General features: G+C 63.3%; 14 protein-coding genes. 8 read left to right on the plus strand and 6 right to left on the minus strand.

Annotated features, from left to right (window positions below; translation table 11 throughout):
• Positions 1 to 6: 6 nt before the first annotated feature.
• Together BB347_RS09235 and rqcH are read right to left on the minus strand one after the other, a co-directional pair.
• Positions 7 to 744, minus strand: a complete 738-nt coding sequence (locus tag BB347_RS09235; protein WP_076580805.1) for an SDR family NAD(P)-dependent oxidoreductase — start codon at positions 742 to 744, stop codon at positions 7 to 9.
• A 188-nt stretch (positions 745 to 932) separates the two neighbouring features.
• Positions 933 to 3,131: a ribosome rescue protein RqcH gene (rqcH, locus tag BB347_RS09240; RefSeq protein WP_076580807.1), complete on the minus strand. Its 2,199-nt coding sequence runs from the start codon at positions 3,129 to 3,131 to the stop codon at positions 933 to 935.
• A gap of 189 nt (positions 3,132 to 3,320) precedes the next feature.
• Here rqcH and BB347_RS09245 point away from each other — a divergent pair, with 189 nt between their 5' ends.
• The gene (locus BB347_RS09245; protein WP_076580809.1) at positions 3,321 to 3,959 is read left to right on the plus strand and encodes a hypothetical protein; all 639 of its coding nucleotides are present in this window, start codon (positions 3,321 to 3,323) and stop codon (positions 3,957 to 3,959) included.
• A gap of 13 nt (positions 3,960 to 3,972) precedes the next feature.
• Here BB347_RS09245 and tenA read toward each other — a convergent pair whose 3' ends face one another.
• The 3 genes from tenA to BB347_RS09260 all read right to left on the minus strand — a co-directional run bounded on the left by tenA (position 3,973) and on the right by BB347_RS09260 (position 7,758).
• Positions 3,973 to 4,632 (minus strand): thiaminase II, encoded by a 660-nt coding sequence (gene tenA / locus BB347_RS09250; RefSeq protein ID WP_076580811.1) that lies wholly within the window; start codon positions 4,630 to 4,632, stop codon positions 3,973 to 3,975.
• Between the two features lie 522 nt (positions 4,633 to 5,154).
• The gene (locus BB347_RS09255; protein ID WP_076580813.1) at positions 5,155 to 7,377 is read right to left on the minus strand and encodes a DHH family phosphoesterase; all 2,223 of its coding nucleotides are present in this window, start codon (positions 7,375 to 7,377) and stop codon (positions 5,155 to 5,157) included.
• 117 nt (positions 7,378 to 7,494) lie between these two features.
• Positions 7,495 to 7,758, minus strand: coding sequence for a hypothetical protein (locus BB347_RS09260; protein ID WP_076580815.1), 264 nt, complete (start codon positions 7,756 to 7,758; stop codon positions 7,495 to 7,497).
• Positions 7,759 to 7,875: 117 nt separating this feature from the next.
• Between BB347_RS09260 and BB347_RS09265 the strand changes: the two genes are divergently transcribed.
• The 7 genes from BB347_RS09265 (at position 7,876) to BB347_RS09295 (ending at position 12,516) form a co-directional block, all read left to right on the plus strand.
• On the plus strand, positions 7,876 to 8,601 hold the full coding sequence (locus tag BB347_RS09265) for a metal-dependent hydrolase (protein WP_076580817.1): 726 nt from the start codon (positions 7,876 to 7,878) through the stop codon (positions 8,599 to 8,601).
• 212 nt (positions 8,602 to 8,813) lie between these two features.
• Complete coding sequence (locus BB347_RS09270) at positions 8,814 to 9,209, plus strand: OsmC family protein (protein WP_076580818.1); 396 nt, start codon at positions 8,814 to 8,816, stop codon at positions 9,207 to 9,209.
• An 87-nt stretch (positions 9,210 to 9,296) separates the two neighbouring features.
• Positions 9,297 to 10,388 (plus strand): ComEC/Rec2 family competence protein, encoded by a 1,092-nt coding sequence (locus BB347_RS09275; protein WP_076580820.1) that lies wholly within the window; start codon positions 9,297 to 9,299, stop codon positions 10,386 to 10,388.
• On the plus strand, positions 10,385 to 10,663 hold the full coding sequence (locus BB347_RS09280) for a DUF3006 domain-containing protein (RefSeq protein WP_076580822.1): 279 nt from the start codon (positions 10,385 to 10,387) through the stop codon (positions 10,661 to 10,663). The genes BB347_RS09275 and BB347_RS09280 overlap by 4 nt, the downstream gene beginning before the upstream one ends.
• Before the next feature lie 325 nt (positions 10,664 to 10,988).
• A complete protein-coding gene (locus tag BB347_RS09285; RefSeq protein ID WP_076580823.1) occupies positions 10,989 to 11,489 on the plus strand; it encodes a gamma carbonic anhydrase family protein in 501 nt (166 codons plus the stop codon).
• Positions 11,490 to 11,619: 130 nt separating this feature from the next.
• Positions 11,620 to 12,087: a DUF5799 family protein gene (locus tag BB347_RS09290; RefSeq protein ID WP_076580825.1), complete on the plus strand. Its 468-nt coding sequence runs from the start codon at positions 11,620 to 11,622 to the stop codon at positions 12,085 to 12,087.
• Positions 12,088 to 12,228: 141 nt separating this feature from the next.
• A complete protein-coding gene (locus tag BB347_RS09295; RefSeq protein WP_076580827.1) occupies positions 12,229 to 12,516 on the plus strand; it encodes a DUF7545 family protein in 288 nt (95 codons plus the stop codon).
• Between the two features lie 258 nt (positions 12,517 to 12,774).
• Here BB347_RS09295 and BB347_RS09300 read toward each other — a convergent pair whose 3' ends face one another.
• Positions 12,775 to 17,328, minus strand: a complete 4,554-nt coding sequence (locus tag BB347_RS09300) for a DUF7282 domain-containing protein (protein ID WP_076580829.1) — start codon at positions 17,326 to 17,328, stop codon at positions 12,775 to 12,777.
• Between the last annotated feature and the right edge of the window lie 86 nt (positions 17,329 to 17,414).

The following is a 17,414-nucleotide window of genomic DNA, read 5'->3' on the forward strand; positions in this document are numbered from 1 at the left end:
GAACTGTTACTGGGCGAGATAGCCGCCGTCGATAACGAGTTCCGACCCAGTCATGAAACTCGATTCGTCGCTCGCGGCGAACAAGACGGCGTTCGCGACCTCGCGTGGCTCTGCCATGCGACCCATCGGCGTCGCCTCGATGACCTCCTCGTTGATCGCGTCGTCTTGGGCCTGCATGAGCGGCGTATCGATCGGCCCCGGGTGAAGCGAATTCACGCGGATGTCGTCGTCGACGTACGTGAGTGCCGCGTTTTTCGACATGTTGCGAACCGCGCCTTTCGTCGCCTGATACGCGGCTGCCCCCTCGGAACCGACGTTCCCCCAGATCGAGGAACTGTTGATGATCGATCCGCCGCCGCTTTCGCGCATGAGCGGGACGCTGTGTTTCATACCGAGCATCACGCCGGTCTGGTTGACGCCGACGTCTCGCTCCCACGTCTCTAAATCGACCTCCGTAATCGAGTCGTAGGAGATGATACCCGCGTTGTTGAACAGCACGTCCAACTCCCCGTACTCCTCGTCGATGTGGGAAATCGTGGCCTCCCAGTCGTCCTGACTGCTCACGTCCAACTCGACGTAGTCTACCTCACCCTCTTCGTACGAATCGGGTTCTTCGATGTCGCCGACGACGACTACTGCGCCTTCTTCCAGAAAGCGTTCTGCGGTCGCGCGACCGATGCCGTTCGCTCCGCCGGTAATTAGCGAAACCGATCCCTCGAGTCTTCCCTGCTGTTGCTCGGACATAAGACGTCTACTGCCTCCATCGCTTGCGCCGAGTAAATGAGCGTGCCCTGCTCTTGCATCATACTTATCGCCCCATCGCATCGTCCCTATACCCTCGCAGGCCTCGTGGACGGAAGGAACCTCGAGGCCCAAAAGAACCCTGTAGGCGACGGGAACCCCGAAGCCCAAAAGAATCCGTTCTGTAGCGGTTACTCCTCGGCGATCCGACTGCCACCCGGCGGCATGAAGTGTTGAATCCGATCCGGACTCGCAATCTTGCGGACGAACGATTCGTCTTCGAATCGCTCGCGGAACTGTCGGTACACCCGCTTGGCCGCGTCGGCCTGGGCGTAGCGACCCGGCTCGAGTGAAATCGTGGTCGCGGCCTGTCCCTCGATCGCCGACGACGGGCCGCCGATGACGCGGGTGTAGGGCTCACACTGGATGCCGACGGCGACGTCGACCGGCGTGTCGTCGTAGTAGGTTCGATCGCCGCGGATCGCGAAGCCGCCTTTCTCGAGGTACTCACCGCTCTCGGGCGTCTTGGTGACCTGATCGGAGTCGACGGCGTAGACGTCGCCCGCGTACCGGCCGTCCTTCCAGACCGACGCGTAGGAGACGGCGAACTGGGCGGCCTCTTCGAGGCTCGAGTCGGGCAACTCGATGTCGCTCGAGGACGCCTCGCTCGGGTCCGTCGCTTTGAGGACGGTAACGGGGCCGCCGTGGGCCTGTGTGTGAAACACCGTGTCGCCGGGCTCTAGGTACTTCTTCACCAGTTCCTCGTTCTGATCTGCGTTTCGGCCGCCGATGACGAGGTAGCCGTCGCTGGTGTGGAACCAGCGGAACCGATCGTACCAGGGCTCGTTCTCGCGGATCGGAACGGAGGGCATCGAGAGCCACTCTCGATCGTCACGATCCTCCTCGTCCGTCTCCTCGGTTTCGTCCTCGCCGTCGTCCGCCTCCCAGCGCTCGCGGCGGGCTTTCGCGTCCTCGAGATCCTCGCGAGTGTCTTCGATGGCGGCCAGTGCGCCCTCCTTTTTCTCCTCGACGCGCTTGGCTTCGGTGTAGAGGCGATCTGCGTTTTGCTCGACGCCCCGGCCCGCCTCGAGATCGACGTACTCGCCGTCGACCTCGATCGTCACCGTCCCCTCGCTGCCGTCGACGTCGACGACCGCTTGCGCGGCGTCGATCCCGCGCTCGGCACCCTCCTCGAAGCGGGACTCGATCTCGTCCCACGGGCGATCCTGCGAGCGGGCGTCCTGAATCGTCGAGAGGATGTCGTCGATCAGTCCGTACTCGGCGTACAGCGATTCGGCCTGCTCCCGAAGCGCGTCGGCTTCCTGCTCGAAGCCGTCGATCGCTCCCTGTTGTTGATCGATAATCCGTTCGTACTTGGCGATCTCCTCCTCGAAATCCGGACGCTGATCGGTCGGGTCCGGTTCCTGCTCGTCGGCGAGTTCGAGCCGGAAGAAATAGTCGTCGAGGGCGGCGAGGAAGGAATCGTAGGGCTCGGCGGCCAGTTCGACGTGTTCCTCGAGCGGGAACGGCGTGGCGTCGACGACGCGATCCGGACTCGAATCGTCTGCGTCTCCGTCGCCGTCACCGTTTGCGTCTCCGTCTCCGTCTCCGGAGTCACCGCCGTTCCCGTCTCCCCCGTCGTCCGCGAAGTACATGCGCGGCTCGAAGTTGCTGTTTCGGAGGTCCAGTGCGAGTCGCTCGATCGCCTCGTAGAGGCGGTCGTAGTCGTCCTCGTCGGCGTCGTCGATGTCCATCCCCTTCTCGATGCCTGCACGGGTGCAGACCTCCTCGGCGTAGAGTCCGCCGAAGTTCAGTTGCGTCGCGAGGGTTCGAACGACGTCCGTATCCGACTCCTCCATCTCGCGGTCGAAGGCGTCCCGAGGGACGGTGAGCGGGTTCGTCCTGCTGTCGGGAAATTCGTAGCGCGAGCCCGGAACAACCGTTCGGGACTTGAGTCGGACGGTCTCGAGACAGTCGATCACCTCGTACTCGCCGTCGGTGACGGCGACGTTTCCCTGTCCGAACAGTTCGACGATGATACGCGTCGTCCCGTCCTCGCGATCGAAGACGAACTCGAGGATGCGGTCGAACTCGAACTGTTCGACGCCGGCGAAGTCGGCCCCCGAGAGCCGATTTCGGAGCATCATCGCGAACTGGGGTGGTCGGCCCGGGGCGTCTGGCACCCGTTCGGGGGCGACCGTATGCGCCCGCTTGATCTCGCCGACTTCGATGATGAGTTCGATGCGCCCGCGGTCGAAGTCCCGCATCTTGAGGCGAAGCAGGTCGTCGCCGTAGAGATAGGCCTTGTCGACCTTCGCTCCCTCGTAGGTTCCGAACTCTCCGACGAGGGCGGCGAGGTCGACGCTGGTAAGCTCCCGCTTTGGATCCATACCTATACCCTGCCCCGCGCGGTCAAAAAGACGTGTCGCTCCGCCGTGGCGAGGAACGCGCTCGCAGTCGGAAAGGCTAATCCCCGCCGGACACCTTGCTGATGGTATGAGCGTGACGACCGACGACGGAACCAGACGAGCGAGGACACCGACACCGTCTGGGACCCACCACACCGGAGGGAAGGTGCCATGAGTCAGTCGGCCGATCGACCGTGGGATCGCGTCTCTAAGTTCCCCACGTTCGTCGACCACTTAGAGGACGAGGGAGCCTTTTCGGTCCGCGAGATCGTCGACCAACTCGAGGTCGACGTGCCCCTCGACGGCATCGTCTACCACGACCGCGGGATTCGTGCGCCGGGATACGACGCGACGTTCGTCCACGAACCGAATCGAAGCCGACCGGCGTTCAGCGTCGAAGTCAACACGATCGGCCCGCGAAACACCTGGGGCGTGTTCGACGCCCAACTCGCGTGGGACCTCTACCTCCTGCAAACTGACGGCGTCTCCGCGCTCGCGTGGGTGAGCGACGAAGAGTACAAGACCGAGGAGGCGACGCACTTCCAGACGAAACAAGACGCCCTCGCGGCCGGCAGATTCTCCTTCGGCGTCTTCTGTTACGCCGGCAGCGACTGGGAGGAACGCGTCGATCGAATCCAGCGCACCGACGCCCCGGCGTACCTCAAGCGAGACGACGGCACGCCGATCATCCCCCAGACCGCCTCGGAGTTCTACGACTACATCGGCTCGACCGCGACCGAGTTGCGCCAGAACGGCGGCGGCGCACCGCCGTACCTCGGCATGCTCGAACTCGAGGTCTCGATCGACTGATCGAACCGCCTTCTTAGAGTTCCCAGCCCTCGAGCGTGTACGCCATCTCCCAGAATCGGTACTCGAGTTTGGCGCTGGTCAGGAACGCCTCCCGCATGGCGTCGTGGTCGCCGGGATACGTCTCGCCACAGTAATCGACGAACTCCCGACACCAGGCGGTCGCCTCGCGAAATTCCTCGCTCGTGTACAACTCAATGAACGGGGTGTAGCGGTGCTCTTCCGTCGCGAGGTCGGCCGCGTGCTCACCGACGTCGAGGTAGCCCTGCATGCACGGATACAGCGCCGCCGCAATCTCCGCGATCGAGCCCTCGTAGGCCGTTCGAACGAGAAAATTCGTGTACGCGACGCAGGTCGGCGCTTTCTCGACGGCCTCGAGTTCGTCCTGAGAAATCCCGTAGTCGGCGGCGAACTCGCGATGGAGATCCATTTCGTCCTCGAGGACCTCGTGAGCCACCCCGAGGAGGTGCGTCATCGTCTCCTCGTCGGTGGCTTTCGCGCCGGCGATCGAAAACAGCCGCGCGTAATCGAGCAGGTACCGATAATCCTGTCTCACCCAGTGTTCGAACGCCGACTCCTCGAGCGTTCCCGCCGCGAGTTCCCGAACGAAGGGATGGTCTTTCTGTGCGTCCCAGATGTGTGTGCCGTCCTCGAGGAGTTGCTCGCTGTATCCCATCTCGCGTGTGTATAGCCCCGGACCGCTATTATAAGTAATTAGTATAATCAGATGATTTCTCGTCTGGGAGCGAGGCTATCGACGTTACCAGGAGAGAGTGCCACGGTTTCTTATTCAGAATCATGTGCGGAACGAATCGGGCAATCCGGTCACTCCACGTGCCAACCTTTTGCGCTGCGCTCCCTCGCTGGCACTCGGTCGCTCGGCAAAACGTTGATGAAAAGCACTCCTCCCTCCCCGACCGGTCGGTCGTCGGCCCGCTCGCTCACTCCGTTCGCTCGCGGTGAGTGCACACGTCTCCGTTTGTACTTGCCGCGAGTTTCACGAATCACGCTGAATAACAAATCCCATTCCAAACTACTGTTACAGAAACGCACGCCACAATGGTCCCTCGGTAGGCGAACGGTTCGGGAAGTTGGGCGTGCGAACAGGCAACTCAGTGTCCCATCGGTGAGAGCATCGTCACTATCGAAGGAGTAGAGCGGTGAGGAACGGGACTGTCGCGCGTTCGACGAGCGCAGCTTACGCGAGCGTTTCGCCGAGTGCGTCGAGTGCGGCGTCGCGGACCGAATCGCGTTCGCCGGGGAGGAATTCGACGTGGCCGTCCTGGCCGCCGACGACGGAAACGCCCGCATCGGGTGCGACGGATTCGATCGCTTCGCCGAGTTCGCGGACGTCGATCGTCTCGGTCGTCCGGACGTGTAGTTCGTCGTCGCCGAGACCGAGCGTAACGAACGGCGTGTCGGCGCGGTCGCGCTCTTGACGGTGGAGTTCGTCGAGGAGCAAGACCGTCGTCGGGAAGTTGTAGCGGTGCGTGAACGCGTCCGTGTCGAGCAACGTGATCGTGACGCCGTTTTGGCCGCGAACCGTGAGGTTCTCCTGGGCCGTCTCGAGTTCGGTCTCGAGTTTCGCGCGGAACTGCTCGGAGACGTGTGCTGCGAGGTCGCCGTCGCCGGGTGCGTCGCCAACCCCACCGTCTTCGAACAGCAGGTCGATCACGAGTTCGCGCTTGTCCTTGTAGGACTGGTAGAACGCCTCGAGCGAGACGGCTTCGCGGCGTTCGGAGATGCCGGTTTCGTCGTAGCCGGCCTCGCTCGCGAGGTCGACGTACGCGTCGGGCGTCTCCTCCCAGTAACTGACGGCGGGGAGGTGCTCGAGGTCGTCGCGAACGTCGTCGTTGACGTGTGCTGCGACGTTTGCGGCGAGTGCACTCGAGGTGAGGTCATCGACGGAGACGTCGGCGAGCGACGGCGTAACGGCCGTCGAAACGGCGTCGGTGATCTCCTCGTCGGCACGACTGTCGTCGACGACGATCGTCTCCGCGTCGTACAGCGAGAGCATATCGTAACCGTCGACGGATTCCGCGGTCGAGCCAGCGTCGACCAGGACGACGAGCGGCAGTTGCTCGTCGTGGCGGTCACGGGCTTCGAGCATAGACGTCACGTCGTCCGTCGCGGCGTTCATGTCGTAGACGCGGCCGTCGAGCGGTCGGCGTTCGAAGTAGTGGTACTCGGCGTCTTCGCGAGTGTGCTTCTCGCGGATCAGCGGCAAGACGGCGCGTTCGATCGCTGCGCCGGCAACGTAGCCGTCGGCGGTCGCGCCGTGACGAACGATGACAGGGCGCGCTTCCATGACGGCTCGGCGGATCGCCGTCGCGGCGTCGACGAGTTCGTCTTCGACGGCCTCGACGGGTTCGTGTGCGGCGAGCAACGAAACCTCGGCGGGTCGTGCTTCGGATTCGATCGCGTCCTCGAGTCGCTCGCGAACCGTCTCAGATTCGTCACCCGAGAGGACCTCGAGCGTCTCGGTTTCGACCTGCAAGTCGCCGTAGTGGCGCTCGACTTCGCCCTCGAGTGCGACGGCGTCGTCGGTCGAGACGTCGGGGTACGCACGAACGCCGGCTTCTTCGAACGCGGCGCACTCGACGGTCGCCGTTTCGTCGCGGAGTTCGAAGACGGTCGGACCGCTCGTCTGGCGAACGCCGGTGATCTCGCCCTCGAGGCGGACCACGCTACCGACCTGATCGTCGATCGAGTCGACGGTCGTTCGGTTCAGGGCTGGTTCGGCGTCGGCTTCCGCCTCGACTTCGGAGTCGGCGTCAGCGATGTCGTCGGTCGCCGGTGTCGATGCGGCGGCGCTTTCGGTTGTAACGGAGCCGCTGGCGTTCGAGACGGTTTCGGACGCGTCCGGTGGGCTGGCACCGTTGTCCGCTTGACTCGTCTCGTCGACAGCAGCCTGGAGATCGCCGGCTGAGGGTTCCGCGCCCCCATCGGTCGTGCTCGCATCGGAGTCGCTGGTGGATGCGGCGGTGTCGGTGGTCGATGTGTCGGCGTCGCCACTCGATTCGGTCTGCTCGCTCTCGTCGTCTTCGGGAAGCTTCTCGGTGGATCCCGTGTCGATCAGTTTGCCGCGGAACTCTCGTTCTCGCTGGCGGATCGACCAGCCGAGGTCGACGTTGTCGTTGTCCCGAACGCTGAGGACCTGCACGTAGACGTCGTCGCCAGCCTCCCAATCGAGACTTTCGAGACGTTTGTCTAGTTCGCTTCTATGCAACAATCCGGTGACGTGATCTCCGATGTCGATGAAGACACCGAAGTCGGCGTAGCCGTCGACGGTTCCCCGGTAATACCGGCCGGGAGAGAGGTCTGCAGGGGAGTTGCCGTCAAATTCGAAGACAGCATCCTCCTCGTGACTCTCGCAGATTTCGCCGTCAACGGGTGTGCCACAGATGATACAGTTACCCATCTACTCGAACCAAGCAGTTTCGCCCTAAAACGGTTGTCGAAATGCGCTCGGATATTCGAGCGTCTGAACGAAACACGTAGACTGTATTGTACGTCCGCGTCGAACCGAGAGACGGCGTTACTCGAACACCGGTGAGTCGTCCTCGAGCGCCTCGACGTCGCGGACGATTTTGTGAACGTCTTCGGGAAAGAGCGAGACTTGCACTTCGTTTCCGTCAGCGTCTTCGAAGACGAGTTTAACGCGTTTATCGCCAAATTCTCGGGCCTCGGCGTCTTCGACCTCGAACAGTTTGACGGTCGCCGACTTGTTCGTCGGGCCGACGTTCTTGATCGATCCTTCGTTCAACTCCACCATGAACTCCTCGAGCGAGAGGGTGAGCATGGTCGTCGTACGTACTCCGGGTAAAAAACGACACGGCATCGCTATCGATGGTTCGACTCCCGTGTGGACCACGCTCGGCTACCTTTAAGTTCCACTCAACCCAACGAATGACCCGCTATGGAGCTCACCTGGTACGGCCACTCGACGTGGCACATTACGGTCGGAGAAACGGAGCTGCTGATCGACCCGTTTTTCGACAACCCCAAGACGGATCTCGATCCGTCGGACCTCGAGACTCCCGATTACGTCCTGTTGACACACGGCCACGCGGACCACATCGCCCACGCCGGCGAGTTTGCCGAGGCGACGCTGGTCGCGACACCCGAACTCGTCTCCTACTGCCAGGAGGAGTTCGGCTTCGAGGACGCCGTCGGCGGGATGGGGATGAACCTCGGGGGAACCGTCGAGTGTGGCGACGCGTTCGTCACGATGGTCCGTGCAGATCATACGAACGGCATCATGACCGAGAACGACGCGAGCGGCGGGATGCCCGCCGGCTTCGTGATCTCGGACGCCGACCCAGCAGACGCAGACTCCTCGTCGACCACGCTGTACAACGCCGGCGACACCAGCCTCATGAGCGAGATGCGCGACGTCATCGGCGAGCACCTCGAGCCGGATGCCGCCATCGTCCCCATCGGCGATCACTTTACCATGGGGCCCACCCAGGCCGGAATCGCCGTCGACTGGCTCGACGTCGACACCGCATTGCCACAACACTACGACACATTCCCGCCGATCGAACAGGACCCGGCGGACTTCGAGCAGGCAGTTTCCGACGCAGGTAGCGACGCGGAGGTCGTCGCACTCGAGGGAGACGAGTCGTTCTCGATCGGGAACTAGACGTATCGTTCACCCTCGAGAACTAGAATTCTCAGCTCGACCGGCGACAACAGTTTGCCCGCGAATCGCCCTCCGTTTTGCGTCGTTCAGCACCGACGTGAGTGATCGTCGACTCAGCCCACAGGTCGATTTCGAGCCGACCATTGCTCTCGGAAACGTGTTGCAGCGCGTGAACAACGTTTACACGGCTCGCTGTCGACCCACCGAATGGGATGGCAAAACAAGTCACGACAGTATCAGACGACGGATTCGCCGCGACGAACGAAGTGCGCGATTTCGAGGCGACGATCGACCCGAACGGTGAGGAGTCACCGGACACGCTCGAGACGCTCCTCTCTGCGTACGGAAGCTGCTACGTTCCCGCGCTCCGAGTTGGTGGCCAACAACGCGGCGTCGACGACCTCGGTCGGATCGAAATCGAGACGACGGGTGACCTCAACGACGACGACAAACTCGAGTCGATTTCCTTCGACATTAGCGTCGAAGCCTCGATCGACGACGAGACGGGATCGGAGATTATCGAGCGCGCAAACGAACTGTGTAAAGTTCACGATGCGTTGAAATCGGAGCTTCACGCAGAGACGAGTATCCAAGGCGACGCCGCCTGAGGAACGAGGACGCATCAGACTTCTCCTGTCCGGCGAGTGGAATAAACGAACCCAAGCCACATATTGCACGGCTTCCAGAGAACACGTATGTCACGGGGACGGGTGCTGTTGATCGTGTCGGTGGGGGCACTCGTTGTCCTTTCGGGATGTCTCGGAGGATTCGAGGCGGGGAGTGAGCGCGACGAGACCGAACCGGAACTCGAGGGCGAACTCGAGATTCACCACATCGACGTCGGACAGGCCGATTCGACGCTGCTGGAAACGCCGGCGAACGAGACGATTTTGATCGACACGGGTGACTGGCGACAGGACGGCGACGGCGTCATCGAGTACCTCGACGAAGAGAATATCGACCGCATCGACCACCTCGTCGCCACACACGCACACGCAGACCACATCGGTGGCCACGCGGCCGTCATCGAACACGTCGAAGAACACGGCGACGGCGTCGGCGCAGCCTACGACTCGGGCGTCGCCCACTCGAGTGCGACCTACGACGACTATCTCGACGCGGTCGAAGCGTACGACGTGCAACTCTTCGAGGTCTCCGAGGGCCACACGCTTGGACTCGAGGGTGAGGCGCTCGAAGCGACCGTGTTGAACCCGCCCGAGGAACGAAGTGGCGACGACCTCCACTACAACAGCATCGCGCTTCACGTCGAGTTCGACGAGTTCGAGTATCTGACGACCGGCGACGCCGAAGACGACGCCGAGGAACGCATGATCGACGAGCACGGCGACTCGCTCGACGCCGACGCGTATCAGGCCGGCCATCACGGCTCGTCGACGTCCTCGACAGAGGCGTTCCTCGACGGGGTTGATCCGGACGTTGCGGTCGTCTCGAGCGACCTCGAGTCGCAGTACGGCCACCCACACGACGAGGTGCTCGAGAGCTTCGCCGATCGCGGTATCGAGACGTACTGGACCGGCGTCCACGGAGATATCGTCGTCGCGAGCGAGGGCGACGACGCCTCGCTCTCGACGAGCGCCGAGCACAACGAGTCGACGGATCCTGCGGTCCTCCTCGATCTCAAACACGATGCAGTCGAGAGTTCGGACTCCTTACAGCCGATATCCTCGATATCGGATCAGTCGACGGCTATCGAATCGGACCAGCCGTCGGCTGTCGAGTCGAGCCCACTAGTTGATGGGGCAGTCGCGCCTACTATCGCACCATGACCGACGTCGATCTCGCAGTCGTGGATCGAATCGTCGACGGAACGACGGCCGTCCTCCTCCTCGAGGCAGACGAAACCGTCGTCGACGAGTACACGCTCGAGTGCGCTCGGCTTCCCGAAGACGGACGCCACGAGGGTGCCGTCTTCGACGTCGAACTCGAGGACGCGGATGCTGAGCTACGAGAGTTACGGTATCGGCCGGAACTCGAGGAGCAACGCCGAGAGACGGCACAAGAGCGATTCGATCGGCTCTCAGACCGACTGCCAGACGAGTGAGGGCACTGGCTCTCACCGTCGCTAACGGATGGAAACTGTCGAAAGGGTAGGGGTGGGACGGAAGTGGTGAAACGAAGCGGTTGTCGAATTCCCCAGTGGTGGAGTGGGGTCTTGGGTTGGGTGGGTTGGGATGCGTTCACGACGACGAGATGCCGTTCTTGAAGACGGGACGTCGTCGGCACTTACGAATACTGGGGTCGTAGTAAAAGCGCTACTGCCAAAGCATGTTGGAACTCACGATAGTCGAACACTCTCGTGGGCTGAACCCTGTTCGATGCGAGCGATGATGAGCAGGTTCAAGACAATTCTCGAGTCACGGGCAGGTATGAGACGATCATTCGACGGAATGAAACCACAGATTGCCGACTCGGCGTACGTGGACGAGGCGGCAGTCGTCATCGGGAACGTCGTCGTCGAGGAGGACGCGAGCGTCTGGCCGAACACGACGCTTCGGGGCGATCACGGACGGATCGTCGTCGGCGAGGGGGCGAACGTACAGGACAACGCCGTCCTCCACGAGACGGCCGAACTCGAGCCCTATTCGACGGTCGGTCACAGCGCAATCGTCCACGACGCGACCGTCGGCGAACGCGCGTTGGTCGGCATGAACGCGGTCGTCCTGGACGGCGCACACGTCGGCGAGGGTGCCGTCGTCGCCGCAGGCAGCGTCGTTACCGAGGGCACTGAAATTCCACCGAAGACGCTCGTCGCCGGTTCCCCCGCGGAGGCGAAGACCGAAATCGAGGACTCCCACCTCGAAGCGACGGCCGACCGTTACGTCGAACTCTCACGTCGGTACGCCGAGACGTCGGAGCGACTCGAGTGACGGCCCCGCGCCGCGACGGCTGAGGCCTATCCGGCGTCGCAACGATCCAACGCTGGGACGCTATTTACCCAACGCTGGGACGCTATGAGTGATGAAAACCCTGATACAGTTACCCGTCTAATCGGATCCCATGAGTGACACCTCGTGGACGGATCAGATCGTCGGCGCGCGCATGACCGTCGATCAGGAGTTCTCCTCGCGGATCGCAGATTCTCGCTTTAGCAACCAACAGTGGAGTCTGATCATGACCGCGACGGAGTTCGAAATCGAACAGCCAGCGGACCCCGAGAGCGCCCGAATCGTCGCCAACACGGAGAACGTCGAGCAGATCATCCCCGAACTCGAGAACATTCCGACGGGGATGGGTGCGATGGGCGGCGGCCCCGGCGGTCAGCAAGGAGGCTCCTCGAGCGGCGGGATACTCGACTCGATTTTGGGGGCATTCGGCCTCGGCGGCGACGGCGACGACAACTCACACGCCGAACAGGAGCGAGCGGCCGAATCGCTCACACAGGAGTACGCCGAGCAGTTACAGGCCGAACTCGAGTCGAAGGGACGTTGGGACACAGTTCGACAGGCCGCGGCGTCCGAGCAGTGACGCGAGTCGCCGTGAGTTGGTGATATCGTCTGTTGTGATTCGTCTGGGAGACGTGCGGAACTCACCGGCGAGAACGCGTGAACACGGGCGTCGCCGTCGCAAGCCACAGCATCTTTAGGGACGCTTGCCGACGATAGGGGTATGTCCGACGATATCGAGACGACGACGTTCGAAATCAGCGCCGACGACAGTACCGACGACGTGACTATTCCGTCCGGACTCGTCGATCTCGTCGCCGAAGGCGACCAGTCTGACGCCGAAACTGTCGGCGACGTGATGCTCCTCTCCTTCGCTAGTCGCGCCCATCACATCGTCCACCACGGCGAAGGCGCAGACGAGGAACTCGAGGCTCAAGAGCAGCGTATCATGGACCTCTTCGAGGAGCGATTCGGCGTAACCTACGGCGAAGCGACGGGTCACCAGCACTGATACGGATTACTGTAACGGTTTACTGGCACAACCGCAGGACTGGACGCGGTTTCGCCGGAAATGACTTACAGTAAACCGTATTAATTAGCGTTCGATCGCAGCTAAGTCACGTACTCGAAAGTACTTTTCACCCGTTTTTGACCCAGAACGACCGAGCGCTCACTCAGTTGAGTGGCGTCGCTACTGGACGGTGATACTCGTCAGTGTTCGCCTGCGCCACCAACCCGAATGCGAACCTGAAGAACCAACGGCGACGAGTTAGCCGAGAGATTCGGTGGGCGCAGGTTCGTCTGCCGTGTCGGGCGATTCTGGTTCCGCTGGTGGATCGACAGGTGGGACGTCTTCGGGCGGTCCGTCGTCGATCGGTACGTCATCCGGTGGTCCGTCGTCATCCGGCACGTCGTCCGGTGGGCCGTCATCATCCGGTTCCTCGCCCGGCACGCCATCCGGCGGCACTTCTTCCGGCGGACCGACCTCGTCTTCTGGTACCTCGTCCGGAAGTCCCTCATCCGGTTCCTCACCTTCCGCAGGCACCTCCTCGTCGGTGTCGTCGATCGCTTCGATCGTCACCGAGACTTCGTCGTCTTCGGTAGCCACCGCGTGCGTCGACTCGCCCTCGGGGAGCGTCGATTGGAACGCGACCGTCTCCGACCCGCCTTCCTCGAGTTCGAGTTGCTGCTCGTCGATCGTGTCACCGTCGACGCTGTAGGTCACCGTCTGGCTGCCGGCATCGTCGCCGACGTTCTCGATGGTCGCACTCACGTCGATCGTGTCTCCAGGCTCGCCGGTTTCGGGTGCCTCGAGCGAACTCACGGCGAACTCGGCTTCGCCGGGTTCGTCGACCACGACCGTCGTGGCCTCCGTGTCGTCCTCGCTCGCGACCGTCGCCGTGTACTCGCCAGCCTCGAGACCGTCCGTCTCGGCCGTGAGGGTCACTTCTTCGCCGTCCTCTGGCTCGAGTGAGAGGTCGGTTTCGTCGACCAGGTCGCCCTCGAGTGCCAGTTCGATGGTTTGGGTGTCCTCGGCGTCGCCGACGTTCTCGACGGCAGCAGTAACCTCGAGTGGCTCGCCCGGTTCCACGGGATCGTTCGTGTCGACGATCTCCACACCGAATTCGGCTTCGCCGGGTTCTTCGACCGTGACCGTCGTTTCGTCGGCGTCGTCGTCGCTCGAGACGGTTGCAGCGTACTCGCCGGCTTCGAGGTCGTCGGTCTCGGCCGAAAGCGTCACCTCCTCACCCTCCTCGGACTCGAGTTCGAGGTCGGTCGCGTCGACGGGTTCGTCCTCGAGTGCCAGTTCGATCTCCTGTTCACCCGCATCGTCGCCCACGTTTTCGATCGCGGCGTCGATCTCGAGTGGCTCACCCGGTTCGACGGGGTCGTTCGTGTCGACGATCTCCACGTCGAACTCGGCCTCTTCGGGATCGTCGGGTGCGATCTCGCCCGCTGGATCCGTCGCGGCGGGCTCAACTGCGTCCTCGTCGTAGTCGTAGATGCTCATGTCCACGCCCCAGACGAGTCGCTCGTCGTCGTCTTCGGGCGTCCACTCGACCGTGAACGTCTCCGTTCCGGGCTCGAGTTCGCTCGGTGGCTCGTCGTCGGTCGTTCCCTCGAGGAACTCGCTGCCGACGATGAGTTCGGCGTCGTTCGGATTCTCGTAGCCGAACGTCACCGCGATAGTGTCGTCGTTCGGATCCGTATTTTCGACGGTGAGGTCTGGGAGTTCGGGCCGGACCTCTTCGACGCACTCGCCCGCGTCGGGATTCGGGTGGTTGATCTCGCCCGGCACCGCATCTGGCGAGGAGAAGCCCGTAATCGCCGCGCCGAAGTCGCCCTCGGGAACCGTCACGGTCGCGCCGTCTGCCGTCTCCTCGACGGTGAACTCGTCACCGGTCTCGTAGGTGATCGTGCCCTCGAGCGGTTCCTCGGTGTCCTCGCCGACCGTGATCGCGTACTCGCCGAGCGTGTTTCCAATGCCACTCGACTCGTAGAACGAGGTCGCGACGATAATCGTATCGCCGTCCTCGAACGAGCCGGTCACCTCCGCTTGCGTGCAGTCGACGAACGTCGCCTCGAACGGCTCCGTGTCGTCGTCGACGGTGTACTCGATCGTTTCGGACGCGAGGACGCCGTCGTCAGTGGCCTCGTCGTCAGTCTCGGTATCGTTCGCTTCGTCGTCAGCCGTCTCCGTATCCGTATCCGTCTCGAGGTCGGCGTCCGCAGCCACTTCGTCATCGTCTGCACCGTCGGCCGCCTCGAGAGCGACCTCGAGCGTGGCGTCTTCCTCGAGCGGTGGCTCGAGGTCGATCGATTCCGGACCGACGGAGTCGTTCGCCTCGAACGCCTCGCTTTGGCCCAGTTGCTCGCCGTCGTCGCTCACGGTGAGGACGAACGGAACGTCGGCGCTCGCTTCGTCGACGACGAGCGAGTCACCCTCGCCCGTCTGGTCGCTGACCTCGAGGGTCGCCTCGGGGTCGGGCGGGTCGTCCGCGAGTTCGTACTCGATCGAGTCGGTGGCGAGTTCCTCGCCCTCGTCGTCGACGACGGCCACGTCGACGCTCGTGTCGTTCTCGATTGGCGGCTCGAGCGCGAGTTCGAGATCGGTCTGCGTGTCGTTCGCCTCGAAGCGCTCGCTTTCGACCTGTTCGCCGTCGTACTCGGCGGTGACGGCGAAGTCGGTGTCGGCGCTCGCCTCGTCGACGACGAGCGTCTCGCCGTCACCCGTCTGATCGCTCACCTCGAGCACGGCCTCGGGGTCAGGATCGTCGACGTCCTCGACCGTCACGAGCGCCGTGTCGAGCACCGGCGCGCCGTTCGGCGTCACGTACGGTTCGTCCTCCACGCCGTCGGACGCCGCGTACTCGAACGAGCCGTCGTCGGTGGTATCGTGGTGAGCCACCGCGACGAGCGTTTGGTCGTCCTCGAGTGGCTCCTCGAGGTCGATTTCAACGTCCGCGTGCTCGCCGGACTCGAGGGACTCCGAGACGCCGAGGACGGCGTCCGGATCGGCCACCGAATCGCCGGCGTAGATCGCGACGAAGCCGCCCTCGGAGAGGTCAACGCTGTCGACGACGACGCGTTCGCCGTCCTCGCGCTCCTGATCGGCGAAGGTGATCGACGCCTCGCCCTCGAGTTCGTCGATCACTTCGATTCGTTGCTCGAGTTCGATCTCGACGTACTGTGCGAGTACGACGCCGTCGTCGATTCCTTCGGCGATGGCGTACGCGGTCGCGTCGCTCGCGGCGTCTTGCGTGAGCACCTGCAGTTGCGTGATGCTGATCTGCTGGTACTGGACGACCTTCGCGGTCTCCTGGCAGGCGCTGCTCGCGGCGATCTGTAGCTGTTCGACGGTCGCCTCCTGGTGTTGGGCCAGAACGCCGCTCGCGCTGCCGGTCGCGAGTTTCTGGACCTGCGTGACGTCGACGACCTGGTGCTGGACGACCGCGCCCTCGCCCGCACCGAACGCCGCGGCCTGAATCTGCTCGACTTCGACGACTTGCTCCTGTATCGCGCCTTCGATCGATCCTTCAGCAGCACCGACCGCAGCGTACTGCAACTGCGAAATCGACACCTCCTGTTGCTGGACGAGGACGCCGCCCGCAGCCCCGTCAGCCGCGGCCTGGACCTGCTCGACCGTCGCCTCCTGACTCTGGGAGATCGATCCCTTCGCCCCACCGAAGGAGGCTTCCTGAATCTGCGTGCTCGAGACCCGCTGGACCTGCTCGACGCTCACCGTCTGCACCTGCTTCAACGCGCCCGCGCTCGCGCCGTGGGCCGCGGATTGGGTCTGCTCGACGCTCACCTCCTGTTGCTGGACGAGTGCGCCCTTCGCGCCGCCCGTCGCGGCCTTCTGGACCTGCTTGATGTCCACGCGCTGTTCTTGCTCGACGTCGATCCGCTGATCCTGCTCGAGCGCCGTTTCGGTCGACCCGTCGAGCGCACCCGCCGACGCCCCCGCCGCGGCGTGTTGGACGTGCTCGAGCGTGACCTGCTGGCGCTGTTCGGCCGTGAGCTGTTGGTGTTGCTCGAGGACGCCATAGGAGGCCCCCTGTGCGGCTTCCTGAATCTTGGGCTTCTCGTCGATTTCCTTCTCGCCAGCCTCGGCGGCGGCACCGGCAGCGCCGCCGTACGTCGCGACCTGAATCTGTTCGACGGCCACGCGCTGTTCCTGTGCGAGCGCACCGTGGGTCGCACCCCACGTCGCAGCCTGCATCTGGCTCGCCTCGACCGTCTGGTGTTGGGCGAGCGCGCCGTCGGTCGACCCGCCGACGGCAGCCTGAATCTGCTCGACTTCGACGCGCTGTTCTTGCATCAGCGAGCCGTGAACCGCACCTTTCGCCGCCTCCTGGACCTGTTCGGACTCGGCGTCTTGGTGTTGGGCCGCCGACTCGCTCGCCGCCTCGAGCGCGGCGTCTCGCTGTTCTTGACTCACCTCGACGCCCTGCGATTGGGCCAGTTCGACGCCCTCGTCGATGCCGTCCTCGACGGCGTCATCGTCGGCGTCGATGTCGATATCGTCCCCAGCATCGGCGTCGTCTCCATCGTCCGCATCGGCTCCATCATCAGTGTCGTCCGTCTCGTCTACACCGTCGATTTCGACGGTTTCGTCTGTGTCGTCCTGTGCGAACGATGCCGGCGTCGCCGTCAGATCACCGGCGTCAGCGTCGATCGCTTCAGCATCCGAACTGTCGGCGGCCTCACCGTCTGCAAACGGCGACACGCTGTCGCTGATGACGGGCATCGCCAGCACGCTCGTCACCATCAAAAACGCGACGACGAGCACCGCCCCCGCCACACCTCGCTCACCAGTCATGGCTCGAGTCTCCCCGCTGTCCCGCTCGCGAACCCAGCGCCCGTCGGCTCCGGCTGTCGCGGCTGTCGCTCCCGATGCGCCCCATC

This window comes from Natronorubrum daqingense, from assembly GCF_001971705.1.
Classification (GTDB): domain Archaea; phylum Halobacteriota; class Halobacteria; order Halobacteriales; family Natrialbaceae; genus Natronorubrum; species Natronorubrum daqingense.

Bases quoted from the DNA above. Each gene is read 5' to 3' on its own strand.
- BB347_RS09280 (WP_076580822.1), top strand. From the start codon at position 10,385: ATGACCGACGTCGATCTCGCAGTCGTGGATCGAATCGTCGACGGAACG.
- BB347_RS09245 (WP_076580809.1), top strand. From the start codon at position 3,321: ATGAGTCAGTCGGCCGATCGACCGTGGGATCGCGTCTCTAAGTTCCCC.
- BB347_RS09275 (WP_076580820.1), top strand. From the start codon at position 9,297: ATGTCACGGGGACGGGTGCTGTTGATCGTGTCGGTGGGGGCACTCGTT.
- BB347_RS09265 (WP_076580817.1), top strand. From the start codon at position 7,876: ATGGAGCTCACCTGGTACGGCCACTCGACGTGGCACATTACGGTCGGA.
- tenA (WP_076580811.1), bottom strand. From the start codon at position 4,632: ATGGGATACAGCGAGCAACTCCTCGAGGACGGCACACACATCTGGGAC.
- BB347_RS09270 (WP_076580818.1), top strand. From the start codon at position 8,814: ATGGCAAAACAAGTCACGACAGTATCAGACGACGGATTCGCCGCGACG.
- BB347_RS09255 (WP_076580813.1), bottom strand. From the start codon at position 7,377: ATGGGTAACTGTATCATCTGTGGCACACCCGTTGACGGCGAAATCTGC.
- BB347_RS09300 (WP_076580829.1), bottom strand. From the start codon at position 17,328: ATGACTGGTGAGCGAGGTGTGGCGGGGGCGGTGCTCGTCGTCGCGTTT.
- BB347_RS09290 (WP_076580825.1), top strand. From the start codon at position 11,620: ATGAGTGACACCTCGTGGACGGATCAGATCGTCGGCGCGCGCATGACC.
- BB347_RS09235 (WP_076580805.1), bottom strand. From the start codon at position 744: ATGTCCGAGCAACAGCAGGGAAGACTCGAGGGATCGGTTTCGCTAATT.
- rqcH (WP_076580807.1), bottom strand. From the start codon at position 3,131: ATGGATCCAAAGCGGGAGCTTACCAGCGTCGACCTCGCCGCCCTCGTC.
- BB347_RS09285 (WP_076580823.1), top strand. From the start codon at position 10,989: ATGAGACGATCATTCGACGGAATGAAACCACAGATTGCCGACTCGGCG.
- BB347_RS09260 (WP_076580815.1), bottom strand. From the start codon at position 7,758: ATGCTCACCCTCTCGCTCGAGGAGTTCATGGTGGAGTTGAACGAAGGA.
- BB347_RS09295 (WP_076580827.1), top strand. From the start codon at position 12,229: ATGTCCGACGATATCGAGACGACGACGTTCGAAATCAGCGCCGACGAC.